Below are 17396 nucleotides of genomic sequence, written 5' to 3'. Positions count from 1 at the left end.
GGCATGCTCGCACGCCGATGGCACAAAAAAACCCAGGCGGTCGGGGCGCCTGGGTTGCGCAAACGCGGTGTTCGAGCCGGGCCGTCAGTCGGCGGTGCTCGTCTGCCGCATGCCGAAGTCGTCGAGCGCGCGATGCAGTTCCTCGGCGCGATCCTCGCCCAGGTCGCCCACGAGCCGGCTGGCAGGCGTCAGGCGAATCTGGCCGATCTGGTTGTAGCCCAGTGTCTTGGCCCGTTCCAGCGTGCGCTCGGTCAGCGGCAGGCAGTCGAGCGGCGCCTGGTCGGCGAGGCTCAGCAGCCGGGCATAGGTTTCAGAAGAGATGGACACGGTGTCGTCGAGTTCAAGCTGGTGTGATGCATCCAGTTTCTTGGACTCAGGAAACAAATTGATAAAGCGCTGAGTCATCCTTGCGAGACCTCGCCGCGCTCCGCGTTCAGCAGCCGGTACGGGGCAGGCCGAGAATTTCGTAGACGAGGTCGATGAGGCTCATTTGGGGCTCCAACAAGGAGGTAGCGGGGATTCGATGCCCCGAACTGTCCCTGTTTTCACCCCCCTAGAAACCTGGAAGGTCTGCTAGGTTGCCTGATTCAAAGAATGCCAAAGGCGACGCATTTCAGGACGGCCTGGTGCTTGGAATTGACACCCAATTTGCGCATCACATTGCCCAAATGAAAGTTCACCGTCTTTTCGCTCATGCCGAGGATGACGCTCACTTCCCAAGCGGTTTTTCCCTGCGCCGTCCAGCTAAGCACATCAAGTTCCCGCTTGGTGAGCTTCGGTCGTTCGCCTTGCTCGGGCTTACTCAGACGGCCAATCTCCGGGCCAAGCAAACGGTCTGCTGCAGCCATGGCGTGAGCGCCGAGAAGTTGAAGACCTGCCACCATCTGCATTAAGCCTGCTCCGGATTCCGGCAGCGCTTCTTCTCGATCCACGCCTAGGAGGAAATGCTTGTCTTCGGGAAGATGCAGCTTGATGGCGATGCCAGTCTTGAACCCGAACGGGGCCTGCGTTTCCCAGAGCTCGCCAACGCCCGCGTTGACATAGGTTTGCTGGTCGTAAAGGACGGGGAGCGATTGGGACATCAGTCGCTCAAGCACTGGATCGCGCAGCGAATCACCCAGATCCTTGGCAGCCTCAGCGTGACCTTCAGGGGGATTGCCGAAGCTCCTGCCGAGAATGCCGGCACTATTCAGTCCGCCGCGCATCAACAGTCCCGAGATGATGGGGAAGCCCAACGCGTCCGCCGTCCTGACGAGGCGCCGCTCGAAGCTCACCAAGTCCTCGCTCATGCCGACGTCGATCAGCTGCTGATAGTTCATTTCCGGGGTGACCATACCTGCCAAGTCTGCCAGCTTGTTGCCAACCCCTTGGTGACCAGAGACTGCCCCTCGTTCGAATTCCACGACCGTGAGGTATTGCTCATGTCCACCCTGATCCGGCTGCCCGAGGGCAGCGTCTGCTGGCCCGCCACCGCGCTGTCGAGCGCCGCCGCGGATGTTCGCCACGCCCATACCCGCGTGCTGCGCACGCCTTCCGCCGAGCGTTCCGTGGGCGGCACCACACGCTGGGAGCGCCGCTATGCCGACGTCAGCGCGTGGCTGGAATGGGACTGGGTGGAGATCGACGAGGGCACCGTCGTGCAGGCCGATCCGCTGAACGTGCGTTCCAACGTGCTGCTGCTGGACGACCGTGGCCGGCCGCTGCTGTCGTCGCGCCGCCGCACGACGCTGGCAACGCTGGTCTACCTGCTGCCGTGGCAGGGCGCCGTGCTGGACGAACTGCGGATGGTGGAGCCACAGCGGCGCGCGCCGGCCCAGGCTCCGCTGCGGCTGGCGGCCTGAACCCAGGCGACAGCGGCGCCCGGCGCGCTTGCGCAGAATCGACGGCTCAACTCCCGGGCCGACGACATGACTTCTGCACTTTCTCCCGATGACACCCTCGCCCAGTGGCGCGCCGACGAGGCCGCGGTGCTGGCCCGCGTGCAGCAGGAGGTCGGACTGGCGTCACCCGCCATGCTGGCCGGCAAGACCGGGCTGCAGCAGATGCAGGCCATGCTGGACGGTCTGGCGCCGCGCCCGCCCATCAGCGAGACGCTGGACTTCACGCTGATCTCGGTCGCTGACGGCGAGGCCGTGTTCCAGGGCCGCCCGCAGTTCAAGCACTACAACCCGCTGGGCAGCGTGCATGGCGGCTGGTTCGCGACGCTGCTGGACTCGGCGCTGGGCTGCTCCGTGCACACGACGCTACCCGTCGGCCGGGCCTACACGACGCTGGAGTTCAAGGTGAACCTGGTGCGTGCGCTGACCGACCGCGTGCCGCTGGTGCGCGCCATCGGCCGCGTCGTTCACCGTGGCCGGCAGGTGACGACGGCGGAGGCCGATCTCGTCGGCCACGATGACAAGTTGTACGCGCATGCGAGTACAACCTGCCTGCTGTTCGACATGCCCTGACACCCCTCGTCCAAGGACTACCTTGGACGGTCCCCCGAGGGGACGGCGATGCTCGTGGCATCGAGCCACGAGCACATCGCCAGCGCGTGCCGGCCTGGGGCGGCGCGGCGCTCGGCCCGCAGAAACTACGGCCGCAGCGCTGACGCCTCGGCGGCCAGTTTCGTGATGCGCGCCCAGTCCTTGGCGTCCACCGCGTCCTGCGGCGTCAGCCAGGAGCCGCCGCAGACCTTGACGTTGGGCAGCTTCAGGAAGTCGGGCGCGGTCTGCAGCGAGATGCCGCCAGTGGGGCAGAAGGCCACGTCCGGGAACGGGCCGGCCAGCGCCTTCAGCAGGTTGACGCCGCCCACGGCCGTGGCCGGGAACAGCTTCAGGAAGTTGAAGCCGGCCGAATTGGCCTGCATCACTTCAGACGCGGTGGACACGCCGGGCAGCAGCGGCAGGCCCTCGGCCTTGCAGGCGGACGCCAGCGCGTCCGTGTAGCCGGGGCTGACGCCGAACACGCAGCCGGCGTTCTTCGCGTTGCTGACGTCCTGCGGCGTGCGCAGCGTGCCGGCGCCGACGATGGCTCCGGGCACCTTGGCCATGGCCTCCATGGCCTGCAGCGCGACGGGCGTGCGCAGCGTCACCTCAAGCACCTTGACGCCGCCGGCGACCAGCGCTTCGGCGAGCGGCACGGCGTCTTCCAGGCGCTGGATGACGATGACGGGGATGACGGGGCCGTGGCTGGCCAGGCTCAGGGTTTCAAGCATTTTTCTTTAGTCAGTGGTGCCAGAGCGACTCGCTTCGCTCGGGCGGTCTGGCACTCAATTCATCAGAGGTGCCAGAGCGACTCGCTTCACTCGATCGGTCTGGCACGCAATTGTTCACAACCAGGTGACAGCGCCCTCTTCGGCACTCAGCACGTTGCGTCGCAGACCCGCGAAGAGTTCGCGGCCGAGGCCGTGCGCGTTGACGTCGGCCTCCGCGGGCGCCAGCGCCACGTTCTCGCGCGCGGCCCACTCGGCCTCGTCCACCAGCGCGGCCAGCACGCCGTTGACGGCGCAGACGCGCACGACGTCGCCGTCGCGCAGCTTGGCCAGCGGGCCGCCGGCCAGCGCCTCGGGGCTGACGTGGATGGCCGCGGGCACCTTGCCCGAGGCGCCGCTCATGCGGCCGTCGGTAACCAGCGCGACGCGGAAGCCCTTGCCCTGCAGCACGGCCAGCGGCGGCGTCAGCTTGTGCAGCTCGGGCATGCCGTTGGCGTGCGGGCCCTGGAAGCGCACGACGACAACGACGTCCTTCTCCAGCTCGCCATTCTTGAACGCGGCCAGCATGGCTTCCTGCGTCGTGAAGATGCGGCACGGGGCTTCGATGGTGTGGCGGTCCTCCGGCACGGCGGACGACTTGATGACGGCACGGCCCAGGTTGCCGTCCAGCAGTTTCAGGCCACCGGTGGCGCTGAACGGCGCGGCGGCCGTGCGCACGACGCTGTCGTCGATGGGGGTAGCGGGCAGCGCCTCGCGGACGACCTCCCCGCCCTGCCCCACGCTGCGCGGCACGGTGGTGTAGGGCCGCAGGTTGTCGCCGCCCACGCTCAGCACGTCTTCGTGCATCAGGCCAGCGTCCAGCAGCTCGCGGATGACGAAGCTGGGGCCGCCCGCGGCCTGGAACTGGTTCACGTCGGCGCTGCCGTTGGGGTACACGCGCGCCAGCAGCGGCACGACGCCGGACAGGTCGGAGAAGTCCGTCCAGTTGATCAGGATGCCGGCCGCGCGGGCCACGGCGACCCAGTGGATCAGGTGGTTGGTCGAGCCGCCGGTGGCCAGCAGCGCCACCATCGCATTGACGATGCAGCGCTCGTCGACGACTTGGCCGATGGGCTTGGCCGCCTTGCCGGCCACGCGGCCGGAGATGTTCAGCGCCGTCGCGACGGCCTCGCGCGTGAGCGCCGTGCGCAGGTCGTCGTGCGGATGCACGAAGGCGCTGCCGGGCACGTGCAGGCCCATGGCTTCCAGCAGCATCTGGTTGCTGTTGGCGGTGCCGTAGAAGGTGCAGGTGCCGGCGCTGTGGTACGCGGCGGACTCGCTCTTCAGCAGCTCGTCGCGCCCCACCTTGCCCTGCGCGTACAGCTCGCGCACCTTGGCCTTGTCGCTGTTGGAGATGCCGGTGCCCATCGGGCCGGCCGGCACGAAGACGGTCGGCAGGTGGCCGAAGTGCAGCGCGCCGATCAACAGGCCCGGCACGATCTTGTCGCAGATGCCCAGCAGCAGCGCCGCGTCGAACACATCGTGCGTCAGCGCGATGGCGGTGCTCATCGCGATGGTGTCGCGCGAGAACAGGCTCAGCTCCATGCCCGGCAGGCCCTGCGTGACGCCGTCGCACATGGCCGGCACGCCGCCGGCCACCTGCACGGTGGCGCCCAGGCGGTGGGCCTCGGCACGGATCTGCGCGGGGTAGTCCTCGTAGGGCTGGTGGGCCGACAGCATGTCGTTGTAGGCCGTGACGACGCCGAGATGCGGCGCCTTCTCGGCGACGATGCGCAGCTTGTCATTGGCCGGCAGCGCCGCCACGGCGTGTGCCACGTTGGCGCAGCCCATGCGCTCGAAGCCGCGCTGGCGGTTGTTCAGCAGGGCGATGCGGGCAAGGTAGTCACCGCGCAGCTTGGCGCTGCGCTCGCGGATGCGGGCCGTGACTTCGTTCAGGGTGGTGTTCATCTCTGGGTCTCCTGGCGCCTCGGCGTTCGTAACCGGACGTTGAGAATTTAGGTAACCATATTACTTGCCCGCGCGGCTCCGCGGGTTACGGCCTGGGTACCTCCGGCGTCATGCCGTGACAAGATGGCAGGCCATGGCTTCACAGGCAATCCACATTCCCCATGGCCCCGAGCGCAGCCAATACCTGCTGCAGCGCACGACCGCCGAATGGCGCGCCAGCGGCGACGACCTGCTGCTGTTTGCCTACGGCTCGCTGATCTGGCGACCCGAATTTGACTTCACGCAGGCGCTGCCGGCCCGCGTGCTGGGCTTTCACCGCGTGCTGCGCATGCGCTCGCGCGTGAACCGTGGCTCGCCGCAGGAGCCCGGGCTGGTGCTGGCGTTGCTGTCCGGCGGCAGCTGCCGCGGCCTGGTCTACCGCATTCCGCGCGAAGCCGGCGAGGCCGTGCTGCTGCGACTGTGGGCGCGCGAGATGCCCAACGGCGTCTACGAGCCGCGCTGGCTGAACTGCGACACCCCGGACGGCCGGCTGCGCGCGCTGGCGTTCACGCTGTCACGGCAGAGCCCCAACTGGACCGGGCCGTTGCACGAGCCCGAGTTGCTACACATCTTCCAGCACGCCAGCGGCCGCTACGGCACGACGCTGGACTACCTGCTGCGCACCATCCAGGGTTTGCGCGAGCACGGCATCCGGGACATGGAGCTGGAGCGGCAGGCCCACCTGGCCGCGCGACACGGGCTGTGCGCGCCGCTTTGAATCACGCGAGCAGGCGCGCGAGGTCTTCGGCGGTGTCCACGTCGACGTGGACACCGGGGTCGTCGACGGCGATGGGCTGGGCCGCGTAGCGCGCGACGATGCGCCGCGCGCCCTCGTCGCCATTCAAGGCCATCAGCTCCGAATACAGCTCGGTGCCGAAGCCCACTGGATGCCCCTGCATGCCACGGTATTGCGCGAAGCAGACGGGGTAGCGCTCCAGCCCCTGTGCGACGGCCAAGATGGTGGCCGGCTGCACCAGCGGCATGTCCGCCGGCAGGATGAGCCAGCCGTCGGCGTCGCCGCTGGCGCTGACGCCGGCGACGATGGAATGCCCCATGCCTATGGGATGCGGTCGGCCGGAAGCGTCATGCTCGGGCAACGTCACCACGTCTCGCGCCGCCACGAACCGGTGCGCCGTGGGCGCGAATGCGGCCGTCGTCACGACGACCACCGGCAGCTGCGTGGCAATGGCATGGCGAAGCGTGCGCGTCAGCACGGTGTCCGAGCCAGGCGCGCTGCCCAGCCGCTGCTCCAGCTTGTGTCCCGGGCCGCGAAAGCGTGAACCGCGTCCTGCTGCGAGCACGACGACGGCGGGGCGTCGTTTCATCATCGGAGGTGGGTTCATTGCTGCAGTGCCGCAAGCATGCCGGTCACGTTGGATCTTGACCAACTGGGACGTTCACCTAAGGGAAGGTCTGCATACTTCGGGGCATGAGCAAGTTGAGCGATTTCCGAAAGAGCTACGAACTAGGGGAGCTGGACGAGGCCGAGGCCGCCGATGGCCCGCTGGCGCTGTTCAACCGCTGGATGGACGAGGCCATCGCGCACGACGTGTCGGAGCCGACCGCGATGACGGTGGCCACCGTCGGCGCCAACGGACGCCCTTCCACGCGTGTGGTGCTGCTGAAGGGGGCGGACGCGCGCGGCATGGTCTGGTTCACGAATTACGAAAGCCGCAAAGGTGAGGAGTTAGCCGGCAACCCGTTCGCCGCGCTGCAGTTCCACTGGGTGGAAATGGAGCGGGTCGTGCGCATCGAAGGCCGCGTCGAGAAGACGTCGGCGCAGGAGTCGGACGACTACTTCAGGAGCCGCCCGCTGGACTCGCGCCTGGGCGCCTGGGCCTCACCGCAGAGCCGCGTCATCAGCTCGCGTGCCGTGCTGGTGGCCAACGCGGCCAAGGCTGCCGTCGAGCACGGGCTGAACCCCGACCGCCCGCCGCACTGGGGCGGCTACCGGTTGGTGCCGGACCGCTACGAGTTTTGGCAGGGCCGCCGCTCGCGGCTGCACGACCGGCTGGTGTTCACGCTGGACGGCGGCGCCTGGCGCCGCGACCGGCTCGCGCCGTGATCAGTTGACGGCGGTGCCGTCCTCCACGCGGTAGTACAGGCCGTAGGGGTCGTCCATCAGCACGGCCAGCGTGCCCTCGACGACGACAGGCTCCAGCGTGTAGCGCACGGGCTTCTTGGTGCGCACCTCCACCATGCCCTCGGGGCCGGCCGGCACGCAGAAGGAGCAGCTCGTGGGCACCGACGACAGCAGGAAGTGCTGCTGCTTGTCGCCCGCCTCCAGCGGCGTCATGAAGCCCTGCACCTTCACCGTCTTGCGGTCCAGCGCCTGCACGGCGGCCGGGAAGGTCGGCACGAGCTTCTTTTTCTCGGCCCTGGCGGTGACCTGGGACAGCAGCTTCCACGACACGATGTCGGCGCGTTCCTCCAGCGGCTTGAACGGGCTGCGCGGGTCGTGATAGCCGGGGCCCTGGCCCATGACGGGCGGGGTCTGCGCGAACGCGGCGGAGGCGGCCGAGGCAGCCAGGCAGAGGGCGAGGACGGTCTTGAACTTCATGGCGACGGATTGTCGGGCTTCAGCGCGGCGCCTGCAGCAGCGTGGTGACATCCAGCCGGTACGCTCGCCACGCCGGCCAGGCTGCCGCCAGCAGCGCCAGGCCGCCGGCCAGCAGCGGCACCAGCCATTCCGCCTCGCTGACGCCCAGCGGGCCCAGCCGCAGCGACTGCCGCTCGGCCAGCAGGTGCTCCAGCCCGGCGACGAGGCCGTGCCCCGCCGCCAGCCCCAGCACCGTGGCCAACCCGGCCAGCAGCAGCGCCTCCAGTGCGATGAGTGCGGCGATGCGCCGGGCCGGCGCACCCAGCATGCGCAGCATGGCCAGGTCGCCTTGGCGGGCGCGCACCGCGTGCAGCAAGGCCACCCAGACGGACAGGCCAGCCGCGATCAGCAGCACGATGCCGAAGCCGCGCAGCACCTCGGTGCCCGCCCCCACCAGCCGCATCAGCCGGGCGGTCTCCAGCGCCGGCGCGGCGGACTGCAGACCTTCCTGCGCATTGACCCAGCGCGGCAGCATCGCCGCACCCAGCGGGCTGCGGTAGCGCACCAGCGCCAGCGTAATCTCCCGGGGTTCGTCTTCGTCGTGCGCGTCATGGGCCTCATGATGGTCGCCGTGCACCTCCCAGACCGACGCGAGATCGGTCAGCACCAGCCGGTCCAGCACGCTGCCCGACTCGGCCAGCACGCCGACGACCTCGAACTGGTGGTCAGCATGGGCATCGCCGCCGGCCAGGCCGTGGCTGCCGGCAAAATGGGCGCCCGGCTTCATGCCGCTCGTGCGCGCCACCTCGGCGCCCAGTACCGCCTGCATGGGCTTGGCCCACAAGGCGCCCTGCCCCAGCTTCGCGTCGTAGAGGTCGAGGTAGTCGGGCGTCGTGCCGACGACGCGGAAACCGCGGAACGAATCGCCCAGCGACAGTGGCACCGCCTGCGCCACCAGCGGCTGGCGCTTCAGCAGCTCCAGCGTGGCCAGCGGGATGTTGCCGGTGGGCGCATCGAGGTGGAACACGCCGGCCAGCATGATCTGCATCGGGCTGCCCTTGGCGCCGACGACGAGGTCGATGCCGGCCAGGTCGCGCCGCAGCCCGGCCTCCACCTGGGCACTGGCGCGCAGCACAAAGGTCACGGCGGCGAGGCCCAGGGTCAGCAGCAGCAGGTTCAGCGCCGTCGTCAGCGGGCTGGACCACAGATAGCGCCAGGCCAGCCGGATCATCGCGTGACCCCGCTGGTCCAGAACGTCGTGCGGTCCGACGACACGTCGATCGGCTGGCCGTCCGGCGCACGGCCAGGCAGCACCAGCTCCGTCACATCGTCACGGTCGCCCAGCGCGTCGATGACGCGGCCGTCATGGCTGGCGATGATGAGCGTGCAGCCCTCGCGCTCGGCCGTGCTCAGCAGCAGCGCCAGCATGTGCAGCGCGTGTTCGTCGTCCAGGCTGGCGCTGGGTTCGTCGGCCAGCAGCAGCCGTGGCCGGCGCATCAGTGCGCGGGCCAGCGCCACGCGCTGCGCCTGGCCCACGCTGAGCTGGTGCGGCCGGCGGCCGGCCAGGTCCGCAATGCCCAGCGCCGCGAGCAGCGCCGCGGCGCGGGCCGTGTCGGCGCGCTGCCCGGCCGCCAGCGCCGGCAGCGCCAGGTTCTCGGCCACGGTCAGCGCGTCACTCAGGTGCAGCCGCTGCGGCACGACGCCCAGCGTCGCGCCGCGCCAGGCGTCCAGCGCCCGCGGGCTCAGACCCTGGAGCTCGGTGCCGGCTACGCTGAGCAGGCCCTGCTGCACGCGCAGCAGGCCGGCCAGCAGCGCCAGCAGCGTCGACTTGCCCGACCCCGACGCACCGCGCAGCAGCAGGTGCCGGCCGGCCGGCAGCATGAAGTCCGCATAGGCCACCTCGGCGCCGCTCGCGTAGCGGTGGCGCAGCCCGCCCCAGGCCAGCATCACTTGACGAGGCGCTTGAAGCTGGCGAGGAACTTGTCCACCTTGCCGGCGACGACGAAGGCGCAGTAGCCCTGGTCCGGGTTGCGCGCGTAGTAGTGCTGGTGATAGGCCTCGGCCGGGTGGTAGTTGGCCTCGGGCTGCAGCTCCGTGACGACGCGGCCGCCGTGGTGCTCGTTGGCCTCGCGGATGACCTCGGCCGCCAGCTCGCGCTGCGCCTCGGTGTGCCAGTAGATGGCCGAACGGTACTGCGTGCCGACGTCGGCGCCCTGGCGATTCAGCGTCGTCGGGTCGTGGATGGTGAAGAACACCTCCAGCAGCTCACGCAGCGACACGACGGCAGGGTCGAAGTCCAGCCGTACGACCTCGGCATGGCCGGTCGTGCCGCTGCAGACCTGCTCGTAGTTGGGGCTGGGGTGCTGGCCGTTGCTGTAGCCGCTCTCGACGCGGTGCACACCGCGCACCTGCTCGTAGACGGCTTCCAGGCACCAGAAGCAACCGCCGGCCAGCGTGATTCGTTCCAGGGTCATGACATGACTTTCAGTGGGCTGCGAGCGACAGCTCGACATGGGGGCGCCAGCCGCTCGCACAAGCCCCGTCGCAGAGCTTGGGCGCGGCCAGGAAGACGCGGGCATTGGGCGCGCCGCGGGCCAGCAGCGCGTCGCGCACGGCCACGGCGCGGGCGACGGCCAGTTGGCGCAGCGCCTCGTCGTCCACGACGTAGCTGGCCATCAGCAGCCCGCGCATCTGCGCGGGCGGCAGGTCCTGGGCCAGGCCCAGCACGTTGCGCGGCTTGTTGGGCAGCTTGGTGGCGGTGTACAGGCGCTTCAGCGCGGCGTCGGGCGTGGCGGCGTTCTCGGCCTTCAGTGCGGCGTCCAGGCGCTGCTCGCGCAACGCGGGGATCTCGCTCTCGGCGTCGGCCCAGCCGGTCAGCGTGAGCTGCACGCCGGGCTTGTCGGCCAGCAGCCGGGCGATGCGGTCCAGCTTGTCGGTGGCGGCCGGCTCGGCGCTGGCCGGCGCGAAGGCGATCTCGGCCTCCTCCGGCGCATCGCTGCCGCTGAACAGCGAGAACGGCGAGGTCAGCGCCTTGCCGATCAAGTTGAGGAACAGCTTCCACACCAGGCCGCCGACGCTGAACTCCGGGTCGCTCAGCGAGCCGCTGACGGGCAGGTTCACGTCGATGACGCCATCGCGGTCCTTCAGCAGCGCGACCGCGAAGCGCACCGGCAGCGACGTCGCGTCGGGGCTGTCCACGCGGTCGCCGAAGGTCAGCTGGTTCAGGATGATCTGGTTGCTGGCGCTGAGCTGCCCGCCCGGTTCGACCTTGTAGGCCAGCCGTGCCGACAGCTTGCCGCGCTCGATCGCGTAGCCTGCATATTTGCCGGCATAGGTGGACAGCGGCGCGAGCTCGATGTCGGTCGCGTTGGCCTGGATGTCCATGGCCGGCGGGCTGCCCGGCTTGAGCTGGCCGTCGATCTCCAACAGCCCGGTGCCGGCCACCTTGCCTCGTACAGTCAACGGGGCCATGGCCGTGCCCGCCGTCGAGAACGCGCCCAGCGAACCTTGCAGCTCCGTCAGCCGCGCGCTGTAGTTGGGCTTCACGAAGCGGTCGTTGAAGTCCACCGTGGTGCGGCTGACGCGGCTGCGCTCGACGGCGATCTCGGGCGCCGGCGCCGAGGCCGGGGCCGGGGCCGGGGCCGCCGGAGCGGATGCCGCCGCCGCAGGGCCGAGGTCGCGCAGGTTGAAGCGCCCCTGCTCGCTGACGATGAGGCGGGCATAGGCGTCGTCCAGCAGTGCATCGCGCACCGCCAGCCGCGGCGGCGCGCCAGGGGCCAGGGTCAGGTGGACACCGTCCAGCTGCAGCAGCTGCCAGCTGAGCAGGTCTTCGCCGCTGACGCGCTGGCCGTCGACGAGGCGCGTCTGCAAGAGCGCCAGCGGCCCGACGCGTACGTCGCCCGCCAGAGCGGCCCGCCAGGCGCCGTCACCCTGCTGTGCGGCCTCCAGCGTGGTCTTCAGACCCAGCTCGGCGCGCTGGATCTGCACGCCCCAGGCGGGGTCGAGATAGGCGTCCAGCAGGCGCAGCGGCAAGGCCTGGGCCTGCAGGCTGCCCACGGCGGACAGCGGCGCCAGGCCGACGCGGCCCTGCCATTGCAGGCTGCCGGCGCTCGCGGCGACGGGCTGGTCGTTGGCTCCCAGCGCGGCAAGCTGCGTGCTCAGCTGCGCCTGCACCGGCGCGGCCGCCGGCCAGGCGAGCGCGCCGAGCTGCAGCCGCAACGGCTCGACGGTCAGCGCCACCGGCGCCACGCCCGCGGGCACGGCGGCATCGCGCCAGCGCAGCGCGCCGCGATCCACTTGCAGGCCGGCCAGCTGCAGCGTCCAGGCCGGGCCGGTGGCGGGCGCGGCGGCGTCCGGTGGCAGCAGGGCCGCGATGTTGAGCTGCCCCTGTCCGTCGCGTGTCAGTTGGGCCCGTGGTGCGTCGAGCTTGAGCGTGCCCAGGCGCAGTGCGCGCTTGGCGGGGTCGATGTCGGCCTGGTCCAGCCGCGCGGCGGCCAGCGACAGCACCGGCTTGGCCGCGAGGCTGAGCCGCGCGTCCGCCAACTGGACCTCGCGCAAGCTCAGCTGGGCCCGGTCGGCGGCGCCGTCGGCAAGCGGGTCCTTGATGCTGAGCGCCGCCTTGGCCGACACGCCGGCCACCAGCCGGGCGCCCGCCGGCAACGGCAGCCACGCGGCCAGTTGGTCGACGGCGAGGTCGGTGAGCTCGGCCTGCGCGTCCAGCAGCTCGGGCGCCAGCCTGGCGCTGGTGTTCAGCCGCCCCTCGCCCAGCTGAAGGCTGGCGTCGAGCTGGGCCGGCGTCTTCAGGGGCCAGGCGGCGGCGCCCAGTTTCAGCTGGATAGCGTCCAGCGCCAGGTCGCGCAGTGTCAGCTGGCCATCCCTGACTTCCAGCCCCGCCACGCTGATCTGCCATGGCGCCGCGGCGCCCCCGCCTTCTCTCGTCGCCGGCAACGGCCGCACCCACGCGCTGGGGGACTCCAGCACGATCTGACCGAAACCGAGCTGGCGGCGCAGCGGCTGCACGTCCACCAGCGGCACGCTCAGGCGCTTGAAGCCCAGCAGCGCTTGGCCGTCAGGCATGGCCAGCGCCACCCCGTGCAGCTGTACACCGCCGCTGAGCTTGAGGCCAGGGGGCTGCTTGGGACGCTCGGCAAAGTCCAGCGCCAGGTCCACGTCGAGGCGCCCCGAGGTGAGGCGCAGCGGCAGGCTGGCCGGCAGGTAAGCGGCCAGCGGTGCCAGGTCCAGCCCCGCCAGCTTGAACGACAGGCGCCCGCTGGCATCGTCTTCAAAAGGCAGCGCCTCGGCCCGGCTGTCGAAGGCGACGCCGTCCAGCTGGCCGCTCAGGTGCGGCAGCACCTTGATCTTGACGTCGGAGGCCAGCGTCGACACGAACGGCAGCGCGAGGTGCAGGGCAGACAGTTCGTGCTTGCGCTGCACCGGGCGGTCGTCGAACACGACGCGGCCGTCGCTGAGCTCGATGTTGTAGACGGCGAACTCGGGATCATCGCTCGGCGGCGCGCCGGGCTTGGCGGCAAAGCGGGTGATCAGGTCATCGATGTCGTAGCGGCCTTCGGCCGTGCGGGCGATGCGCAGCTCCGGCTGGTTCAGCGCCAGCGATTCGACGACCAGATGCCCGCGCAGCAGCGAGCGCAGCGACAGGGCGGCGTCGAGCTTGCCGAGTTTGAACAACGGCGGCTGGCCTGGCGCGGCGGCGTTGATCTGCAGGCCGTCGAGCACCACGGCCAGGCGCCAGGGCTGGAAATGCGCCTGCGCGATGCGCACGGGCCGGCCCAGCGCGTCGCTGGCCAGCGCCATGCCGCGGCCGGCTATCCAGCCCGGCAGCGCGAGTGTGACGATGAGCAGGGCCAGCGAGACCAGGGCCGACAGCGCGACCAGGGTCCAGAGGGCGATACGAAGTTGTGAACGGGGAACGGTCATCACGGCGAACGCATTATTGATGTCGACGATGATGGACCCGTGAGCTTCCCCCTCGACTATTCAGGTTTCAAGACGCTGCTGCTGGCGCTCGCGCTGCCGCCGGCGCCGATGCTGTTGCTGGCCGCCTGGGGCGGCTGGCGACTGCGGCGGCGCCAACGCGGTGGAGGCTGGGTGTTGGGTGTGGCGCTGGCCCTGGCTTGGCTGTCGGCGACCGACGTGGCGGGCGAGGCCTTGGGCTGGCTGGCCGGCCAGCCACCGCTGCTGGCGCCGGCCCGGATCAACGCGTTGAAGGGGCAGCCCGACGGCGCCGTGCTGGTGCTGGGCGGCGGCGTGCGTCGCCACGTGCCGGAGTACGGCGGCGGCATGCCCAACGACATCACCGCCGAGCGCCTGGCCTATGGCGTCTGGCTGGCGCGCCGGACCGGCTGGCCCTTGGGGTTCTCCGGCGGCATTGGCTGGACGGCCACGGAACTGCGCCAGTCCGAAGCCAGCATCGTCGCTCGTGTGGCGGCCGAGGACTATCGCCTGCCGCTGCGCTGGGCCGAGGGCAGCTCGCGGGACACCCGCGAGAACGCGGCCAACACGCTGCCGCTGCTCGCGCAGGCCGGGGTCAGGCAGGTGCTGCTCGTCACGCATGCGGCGCACATGGCGCGTGCGCTGCGGGCCTTCGAGACCCAGGCCGCGCCGCTGGGCCTGCGCATCGTGCCCGCGCCGGTGGGGCTGCACGCCGATGACGGCGACACCTCGTTCGACGACTGGTGCCCCAGCCGTGACGGCTTCGAGCGGGTTCGTTACGTCGTCTACGAGGCCATGGCCCGCGTCGGCGGCCGCTAGAAATAGAAACCCCGCCGGGCTTGAAGGCCGGGCGGGGTGGGTGGCGAGGCCACCTTGGGGCTCAGAGGCAATCTGCCACTGGGCTCCTGGCGCGCAAAGATTGCGCCAGAGGGTTTGCCTGAAAAGGCTTAGCAACAGTAGGCGAGCGGCGTCAGGGCTTCAAGAAGAGTTGTCCGAATAGCGCGTCGGCCCGGGCCGTGACCTCGGCCGGCAGCGTGATGCAGCGGCCCCACTCGCGGTCCGTCTCGCCGGGCCATTTGTTGGTGGCATCCAGCCCCATCTTGCCGCCCAGGCCGCTGACGGGCGACGCGAAGTCCAGGTAGTCGATGGGCGTGTTGTCCACCAGCGTCGTGTCGCGCACCGGGTCCATGCGCGTCGTGATGGCCCAGATCACCTCCTGCCAGTTGCGCGTGTCGATGTCGTCGTCCACGACGACGATGAACTTCGTGTACATGAACTGGCGCAGGAAGCTCCAGATGCCGAACATCAGCCGCTTGGCGTGGCCGGGGTAGCTCTTCTTGATGGACACGACGGCCATCCGGTAGCTGCAGCCCTCGGGCGGCAGGTAGAAGTCGACGATCTCAGGGAACTGCTTCTGCAGGATGGGCACGAACACCTCGTTCAGCGCCACGCCCAGGATGGCCGGCTCGTCGGGCGGCTTGCCGGTGTAGGTGGAGTGGTAGATGGGGTTGGCGCGCTGGGTCTGGCGCGTGATCTCGAAGACGGGGAACCAGTCCTGCTCGTTGTAGTACCCGGTGTGGTCACCGAACGGGCCTTCCAGTGCGTGCAGGTAGCCGCCCTTCTCCTTCAGCGGCACGCCGCGCTCGCTGACGCCGGTGTAGCCGGCCGACGCCGGCGGGATGTGGCCTTCCAGCACGATTTCGGCGGAAGCCGGCGCCTGCAGCGGCTTGTCGCCGCCGACGCCGGTGTTGACCAGTTCCGTCCGCGAGCCGCGCAGCAGGCCGGCGAATTGATATTCCGACAGGCTGTCCGGCACCGGCGTGACGGCGCCCAGGATGGTGGCCGGGTCGGCGCCCAGCGCCACGGCGATGGGGAACGGCTGGCCCGGGTTCGCCAGCGCGAAGTCGCGGAAGTCCAATGCACCGCCGCGGTGCGCGAGCCAGCGCATGATGACCTGGCGCGGCCCGATGAGCTGCTGGCGGTAGATGCCGAGGTTCTGGCGCGTGCGCGTCGGGCCGCGCGTGATGACCAGACCCCACGTGATCAGGGGGGCTGCGTCGTCCGGCCAGCAATGCTGGATGGGCAGGCGTCCCAGGTCGATGTCGGCGCCTTCGAACACCTCCTCCTGGCACGGCGCCTTGCGCTGCACGGAGGGCTTCATGTCCCACAGCGCCTTGGCCATCTGCAGCAGCTTTCCGGCGTCCTTCAGCCCCTTGGGCGGCTCAGGTTCCTTGAGGCTGGCCAGCACCCGCCCCACGTCCCTCAAATCGGCCAGAGAGTCAGCGCCCATGCCCAATGCGACGCGACGCGTTGTCCCGAAAAGATTGGTCAAGGCGGGGGTGGCATGCCCTGAGGGGCTCTCGAACAACAGGGCCGGTCCGCCGGCCCGCAGCACGCGGTCGCTGAGGGCCGTCATCTCCAGCACGGGCGAGACTTTTTCACGCACGCGCTTGAGTTCGCCCAAGCCCTCCAAGCCGGCGATGAAGTCCCGCAGGTCGCTGTATTTCATAACTGAAAGTAGTTTTGATCGGCCAAAGCAGCCTTGACGGGTTATCTTCAAACCCTAGAATTCGTTCGCTTCGGGTTTCTACGGAACCCAACCGGCCAGGTCCACCGGGCACGCAGATGCCACAGACCGAGCGTCAACGGCCGGGAAATTATCACCGTCGCCTCACCCAGACCGCCGCTTCCCGGCAGCCTGTGGCGGGCCGCGACACCAAGGAGTCGCATGACGACACGTCAAGATCTCATCAGCCTGGCTCGCCTCACGCGGGATTCGGCGTCGCTGTTCGTGAAGGACATCGGCAACGGCCTGCTCGTGGTCAGCCACAACACGCTGGCCCTGGTGGGCCTGGCGGTCGTGGCGGTGCTGCTGGTGTTTTCGAGCCAGGCCGGGCTGCGGGAGAAGCTGGAATCGTCCGCTTTGGGCTGGCTGAGCGCCCGCCAGGAAGCGCGCGCCGAGGCCGAGGGCAACACGCTGCTGGCCGCCGCGGAGCCGGACGCCATCGCCCGCGCCACCGCCACCGACCCCAAGGAGCTGAGCCGCCAGCAGGCTGCCGTGGCCCATTGGCTGGCGCGCCGCTACAGCGTGGCGCCGGAGCCGATCAGCCGCCTCGTGCAGGAAGCCTGGGCCGTGGGCAACCGTGCCAAGGTCGAGCCGACGCTGATCCTGGCCATCATGGCCATCGAGTCGCGCTTCAACCCGTTTGCCCAGAGCGCCGTCGGCGCGCAGGGCCTGATGCAGGTCATGACCCGCGTGCACGACGACAAATACGAGGCGTTCGGCGGCACCCTGGCCGCGTTCGACCCGGTGACCAACCTGCGGGTTGGCGTGCAGGTGCTCAAGGAGTGCATCCAGCGCGCAGGCAGCCTGGAAGAGGGGCTGCGCTACTACGTGGGCGCCGCCAACCTGGCCGAAGACACCGGCTACGCGGCGCGCGTGCTGGCCGAGCACGACCTGCTGAAGGCAGTCATCTCGGGCCGCAGCGTGGCACCCAACACGGTCCCGGCGGCGCGCCCGATGCGCGAGGCGGCGTCGGCGCCGTCCACGGGTGGCGATTCCGCGCAGATCGCGCTGCTGCGCTGAATTACACTGGCCGCTCACGCGACTGGCGATCAGGGGCACGCGCTGCCCTGAGGTGGGACACCACCGGGAAGCGTGAGGCGGCCGAGGTTGATGCCTCACCGCTTTCAGCCGTTCGCCTGGGCAGCCCTGAGCTTCACGTC

Annotated in this window: 17 protein-coding genes and 1 riboswitch; of the genes, 6 read left to right on the top strand and 11 right to left on the bottom strand. The window is 69.9% G+C overall.

Annotation, left to right across the window (positions count from 1 at the left end):
• Positions 1 to 84 precede the first annotated feature (84 nt).
• Positions 85 to 405 carry a hypothetical protein gene (locus ACG04Q_RS06315; protein ID WP_394510042.1) on the bottom strand — a complete coding sequence of 107 codons (321 nt, stop codon included), beginning with the start codon at positions 403 to 405 and terminating at the stop codon, positions 85 to 87.
• 182 nt (positions 406 to 587) lie between these two features.
• The gene (locus ACG04Q_RS06310) at positions 588 to 1334 is read right to left on the bottom strand and encodes a helix-turn-helix transcriptional regulator (RefSeq protein ID WP_394510041.1); all 747 of its coding nucleotides are present in this window, start codon (positions 1332 to 1334) and stop codon (positions 588 to 590) included.
• Positions 1335 to 1421: 87 nt separating this feature from the next.
• On the opposite strand from ACG04Q_RS06310, the gene ACG04Q_RS06305 reads away from it, so the two are divergent.
• Together ACG04Q_RS06305 and ACG04Q_RS06300 are read left to right on the top strand one after the other, a co-directional pair.
• Positions 1422 to 1841 carry a hypothetical protein gene (locus ACG04Q_RS06305; protein ID WP_394510040.1) on the top strand — a complete coding sequence of 140 codons (420 nt, stop codon included), beginning with the start codon at positions 1422 to 1424 and terminating at the stop codon, positions 1839 to 1841.
• A gap of 66 nt (positions 1842 to 1907) precedes the next feature.
• Positions 1908 to 2450 (top strand): PaaI family thioesterase, encoded by a 543-nt coding sequence (locus ACG04Q_RS06300; protein ID WP_394510039.1) that lies wholly within the window; start codon positions 1908 to 1910, stop codon positions 2448 to 2450.
• Positions 2451 to 2575: 125 nt separating this feature from the next.
• On the opposite strand, the gene eda is transcribed toward ACG04Q_RS06300, so the two are convergent.
• Together eda and edd are read right to left on the bottom strand one after the other, a co-directional pair.
• Entirely contained in the window at positions 2576 to 3199 is a 624-nt protein-coding gene (eda, locus tag ACG04Q_RS06295) for a bifunctional 4-hydroxy-2-oxoglutarate aldolase/2-dehydro-3-deoxy-phosphogluconate aldolase (protein ID WP_394510038.1), read from the bottom strand.
• A 114-nt stretch (positions 3200 to 3313) separates the two neighbouring features.
• Positions 3314 to 5143, bottom strand: a complete 1830-nt coding sequence (gene edd, locus ACG04Q_RS06290; RefSeq protein WP_394510037.1) for a phosphogluconate dehydratase — start codon at positions 5141 to 5143, stop codon at positions 3314 to 3316.
• A gap of 133 nt (positions 5144 to 5276) precedes the next feature.
• Between edd and ACG04Q_RS06285 the strand changes: the two genes are divergently transcribed.
• Complete coding sequence (locus ACG04Q_RS06285) at positions 5277 to 5900, top strand: gamma-glutamylcyclotransferase (protein WP_394510036.1); 624 nt, start codon at positions 5277 to 5279, stop codon at positions 5898 to 5900.
• A gap of 1 nt (position 5901) precedes the next feature.
• Here the strand turns inward: ACG04Q_RS06285 and ACG04Q_RS06280 are convergent, their stop codons facing one another.
• On the bottom strand, positions 5902 to 6507 hold the full coding sequence (locus tag ACG04Q_RS06280) for a nucleotidyltransferase family protein (protein ID WP_394510035.1): 606 nt from the start codon (positions 6505 to 6507) through the stop codon (positions 5902 to 5904).
• Between the two features lie 104 nt (positions 6508 to 6611).
• Between ACG04Q_RS06280 and pdxH the strand changes: the two genes are divergently transcribed.
• A complete protein-coding gene (gene pdxH / locus ACG04Q_RS06275; protein ID WP_394510034.1) occupies positions 6612 to 7247 on the top strand; it encodes a pyridoxamine 5'-phosphate oxidase in 636 nt (211 codons plus the stop codon).
• Here pdxH and ACG04Q_RS06270 read toward each other — a convergent pair whose 3' ends face one another.
• From ACG04Q_RS06270 to ACG04Q_RS06250, 5 genes are read right to left on the bottom strand one after another with little or no spacing between them, the layout of a single operon-like run.
• On the bottom strand, positions 7248 to 7742 hold the full coding sequence (locus ACG04Q_RS06270; RefSeq protein WP_394510033.1) for a DUF3299 domain-containing protein: 495 nt from the start codon (positions 7740 to 7742) through the stop codon (positions 7248 to 7250). It abuts the gene before it with no gap.
• A 19-nt stretch (positions 7743 to 7761) separates the two neighbouring features.
• Positions 7762 to 8952 (bottom strand): ABC transporter permease, encoded by a 1191-nt coding sequence (locus ACG04Q_RS06265; RefSeq protein WP_394510032.1) that lies wholly within the window; start codon positions 8950 to 8952, stop codon positions 7762 to 7764.
• The gene (locus ACG04Q_RS06260) at positions 8949 to 9668 is read right to left on the bottom strand and encodes an ATP-binding cassette domain-containing protein (protein WP_394510475.1); all 720 of its coding nucleotides are present in this window, start codon (positions 9666 to 9668) and stop codon (positions 8949 to 8951) included. Before ACG04Q_RS06260 ends, ACG04Q_RS06265 begins: the two co-directional genes overlap by 4 nt.
• The gene (gene msrA, locus ACG04Q_RS06255; protein WP_394510031.1) at positions 9668 to 10195 is read right to left on the bottom strand and encodes a peptide-methionine (S)-S-oxide reductase MsrA; all 528 of its coding nucleotides are present in this window, start codon (positions 10193 to 10195) and stop codon (positions 9668 to 9670) included. The genes ACG04Q_RS06260 and msrA overlap by 1 nt, the downstream gene beginning before the upstream one ends.
• A gap of 10 nt (positions 10196 to 10205) precedes the next feature.
• On the bottom strand, positions 10206 to 13655 hold the full coding sequence (locus ACG04Q_RS06250; protein WP_394510030.1) for a DUF748 domain-containing protein: 3450 nt from the start codon (positions 13653 to 13655) through the stop codon (positions 10206 to 10208).
• A gap of 39 nt (positions 13656 to 13694) precedes the next feature.
• Here ACG04Q_RS06250 and ACG04Q_RS06245 point away from each other — a divergent pair, with 39 nt between their 5' ends.
• The gene (locus ACG04Q_RS06245; RefSeq protein WP_394510029.1) at positions 13695 to 14489 is read left to right on the top strand and encodes a YdcF family protein; all 795 of its coding nucleotides are present in this window, start codon (positions 13695 to 13697) and stop codon (positions 14487 to 14489) included.
• A gap of 151 nt (positions 14490 to 14640) precedes the next feature.
• On the opposite strand, the gene ubiD is transcribed toward ACG04Q_RS06245, so the two are convergent.
• Positions 14641 to 16179 (bottom strand): 4-hydroxy-3-polyprenylbenzoate decarboxylase, encoded by a 1539-nt coding sequence (gene ubiD, locus ACG04Q_RS06240; RefSeq protein WP_394510028.1) that lies wholly within the window; start codon positions 16177 to 16179, stop codon positions 14641 to 14643.
• 219 nt (positions 16180 to 16398) lie between these two features.
• On the opposite strand from ubiD, the gene ACG04Q_RS06235 reads away from it, so the two are divergent.
• A complete protein-coding gene (locus ACG04Q_RS06235; RefSeq protein WP_394510027.1) occupies positions 16399 to 17256 on the top strand; it encodes a lytic transglycosylase domain-containing protein in 858 nt (285 codons plus the stop codon).
• 8 nt (positions 17257 to 17264) lie between these two features.
• Positions 17265 to 17385, top strand: a riboswitch (ZMP/ZTP riboswitch).
• The last annotated feature ends 11 nt before the right edge of the window (positions 17386 to 17396 follow it).

It is taken from the genome of Pelomonas lactea, assembly GCF_043555885.1.
Lineage (GTDB): Bacteria > Pseudomonadota > Gammaproteobacteria > Burkholderiales > Burkholderiaceae_C > Pelomonas > Pelomonas lactea.
This window is presented reverse-complemented; position numbering and strand designations above follow the sequence as displayed.

Bases quoted from the DNA above. Each gene is read 5' to 3' on its own strand.
- ACG04Q_RS06250 (WP_394510030.1), bottom strand. From the start codon at position 13,655: ATGACCGTTCCCCGTTCACAACTTCGTATCGCCCTCTGGACCCTGGTC.
- pdxH (WP_394510034.1), top strand. From the start codon at position 6,612: ATGAGCAAGTTGAGCGATTTCCGAAAGAGCTACGAACTAGGGGAGCTG.
- ACG04Q_RS06280 (WP_394510035.1), bottom strand. From the start codon at position 6,507: ATGAAACGACGCCCCGCCGTCGTCGTGCTCGCAGCAGGACGCGGTTCA.
- eda (WP_394510038.1), bottom strand. From the start codon at position 3,199: ATGCTTGAAACCCTGAGCCTGGCCAGCCACGGCCCCGTCATCCCCGTC.
- ACG04Q_RS06300 (WP_394510039.1), top strand. From the start codon at position 1,908: ATGACTTCTGCACTTTCTCCCGATGACACCCTCGCCCAGTGGCGCGCC.
- ACG04Q_RS06305 (WP_394510040.1), top strand. From the start codon at position 1,422: ATGTCCACCCTGATCCGGCTGCCCGAGGGCAGCGTCTGCTGGCCCGCC.
- msrA (WP_394510031.1), bottom strand. From the start codon at position 10,195: ATGACCCTGGAACGAATCACGCTGGCCGGCGGTTGCTTCTGGTGCCTG.
- edd (WP_394510037.1), bottom strand. From the start codon at position 5,143: ATGAACACCACCCTGAACGAAGTCACGGCCCGCATCCGCGAGCGCAGC.
- ACG04Q_RS06285 (WP_394510036.1), top strand. From the start codon at position 5,277: ATGGCTTCACAGGCAATCCACATTCCCCATGGCCCCGAGCGCAGCCAA.
- ACG04Q_RS06265 (WP_394510032.1), bottom strand. From the start codon at position 8,952: ATGATCCGGCTGGCCTGGCGCTATCTGTGGTCCAGCCCGCTGACGACG.
- ACG04Q_RS06270 (WP_394510033.1), bottom strand. From the start codon at position 7,742: ATGAAGTTCAAGACCGTCCTCGCCCTCTGCCTGGCTGCCTCGGCCGCC.
- ACG04Q_RS06260 (WP_394510475.1), bottom strand. From the start codon at position 9,668: ATGCTGGCCTGGGGCGGGCTGCGCCACCGCTACGCGAGCGGCGCCGAG.
- ACG04Q_RS06310 (WP_394510041.1), bottom strand. From the start codon at position 1,334: ATGGTCACCCCGGAAATGAACTATCAGCAGCTGATCGACGTCGGCATG.
- ACG04Q_RS06235 (WP_394510027.1), top strand. From the start codon at position 16,399: ATGACGACACGTCAAGATCTCATCAGCCTGGCTCGCCTCACGCGGGAT.
- ubiD (WP_394510028.1), bottom strand. From the start codon at position 16,179: ATGAAATACAGCGACCTGCGGGACTTCATCGCCGGCTTGGAGGGCTTG.
- ACG04Q_RS06315 (WP_394510042.1), bottom strand. From the start codon at position 405: ATGACTCAGCGCTTTATCAATTTGTTTCCTGAGTCCAAGAAACTGGAT.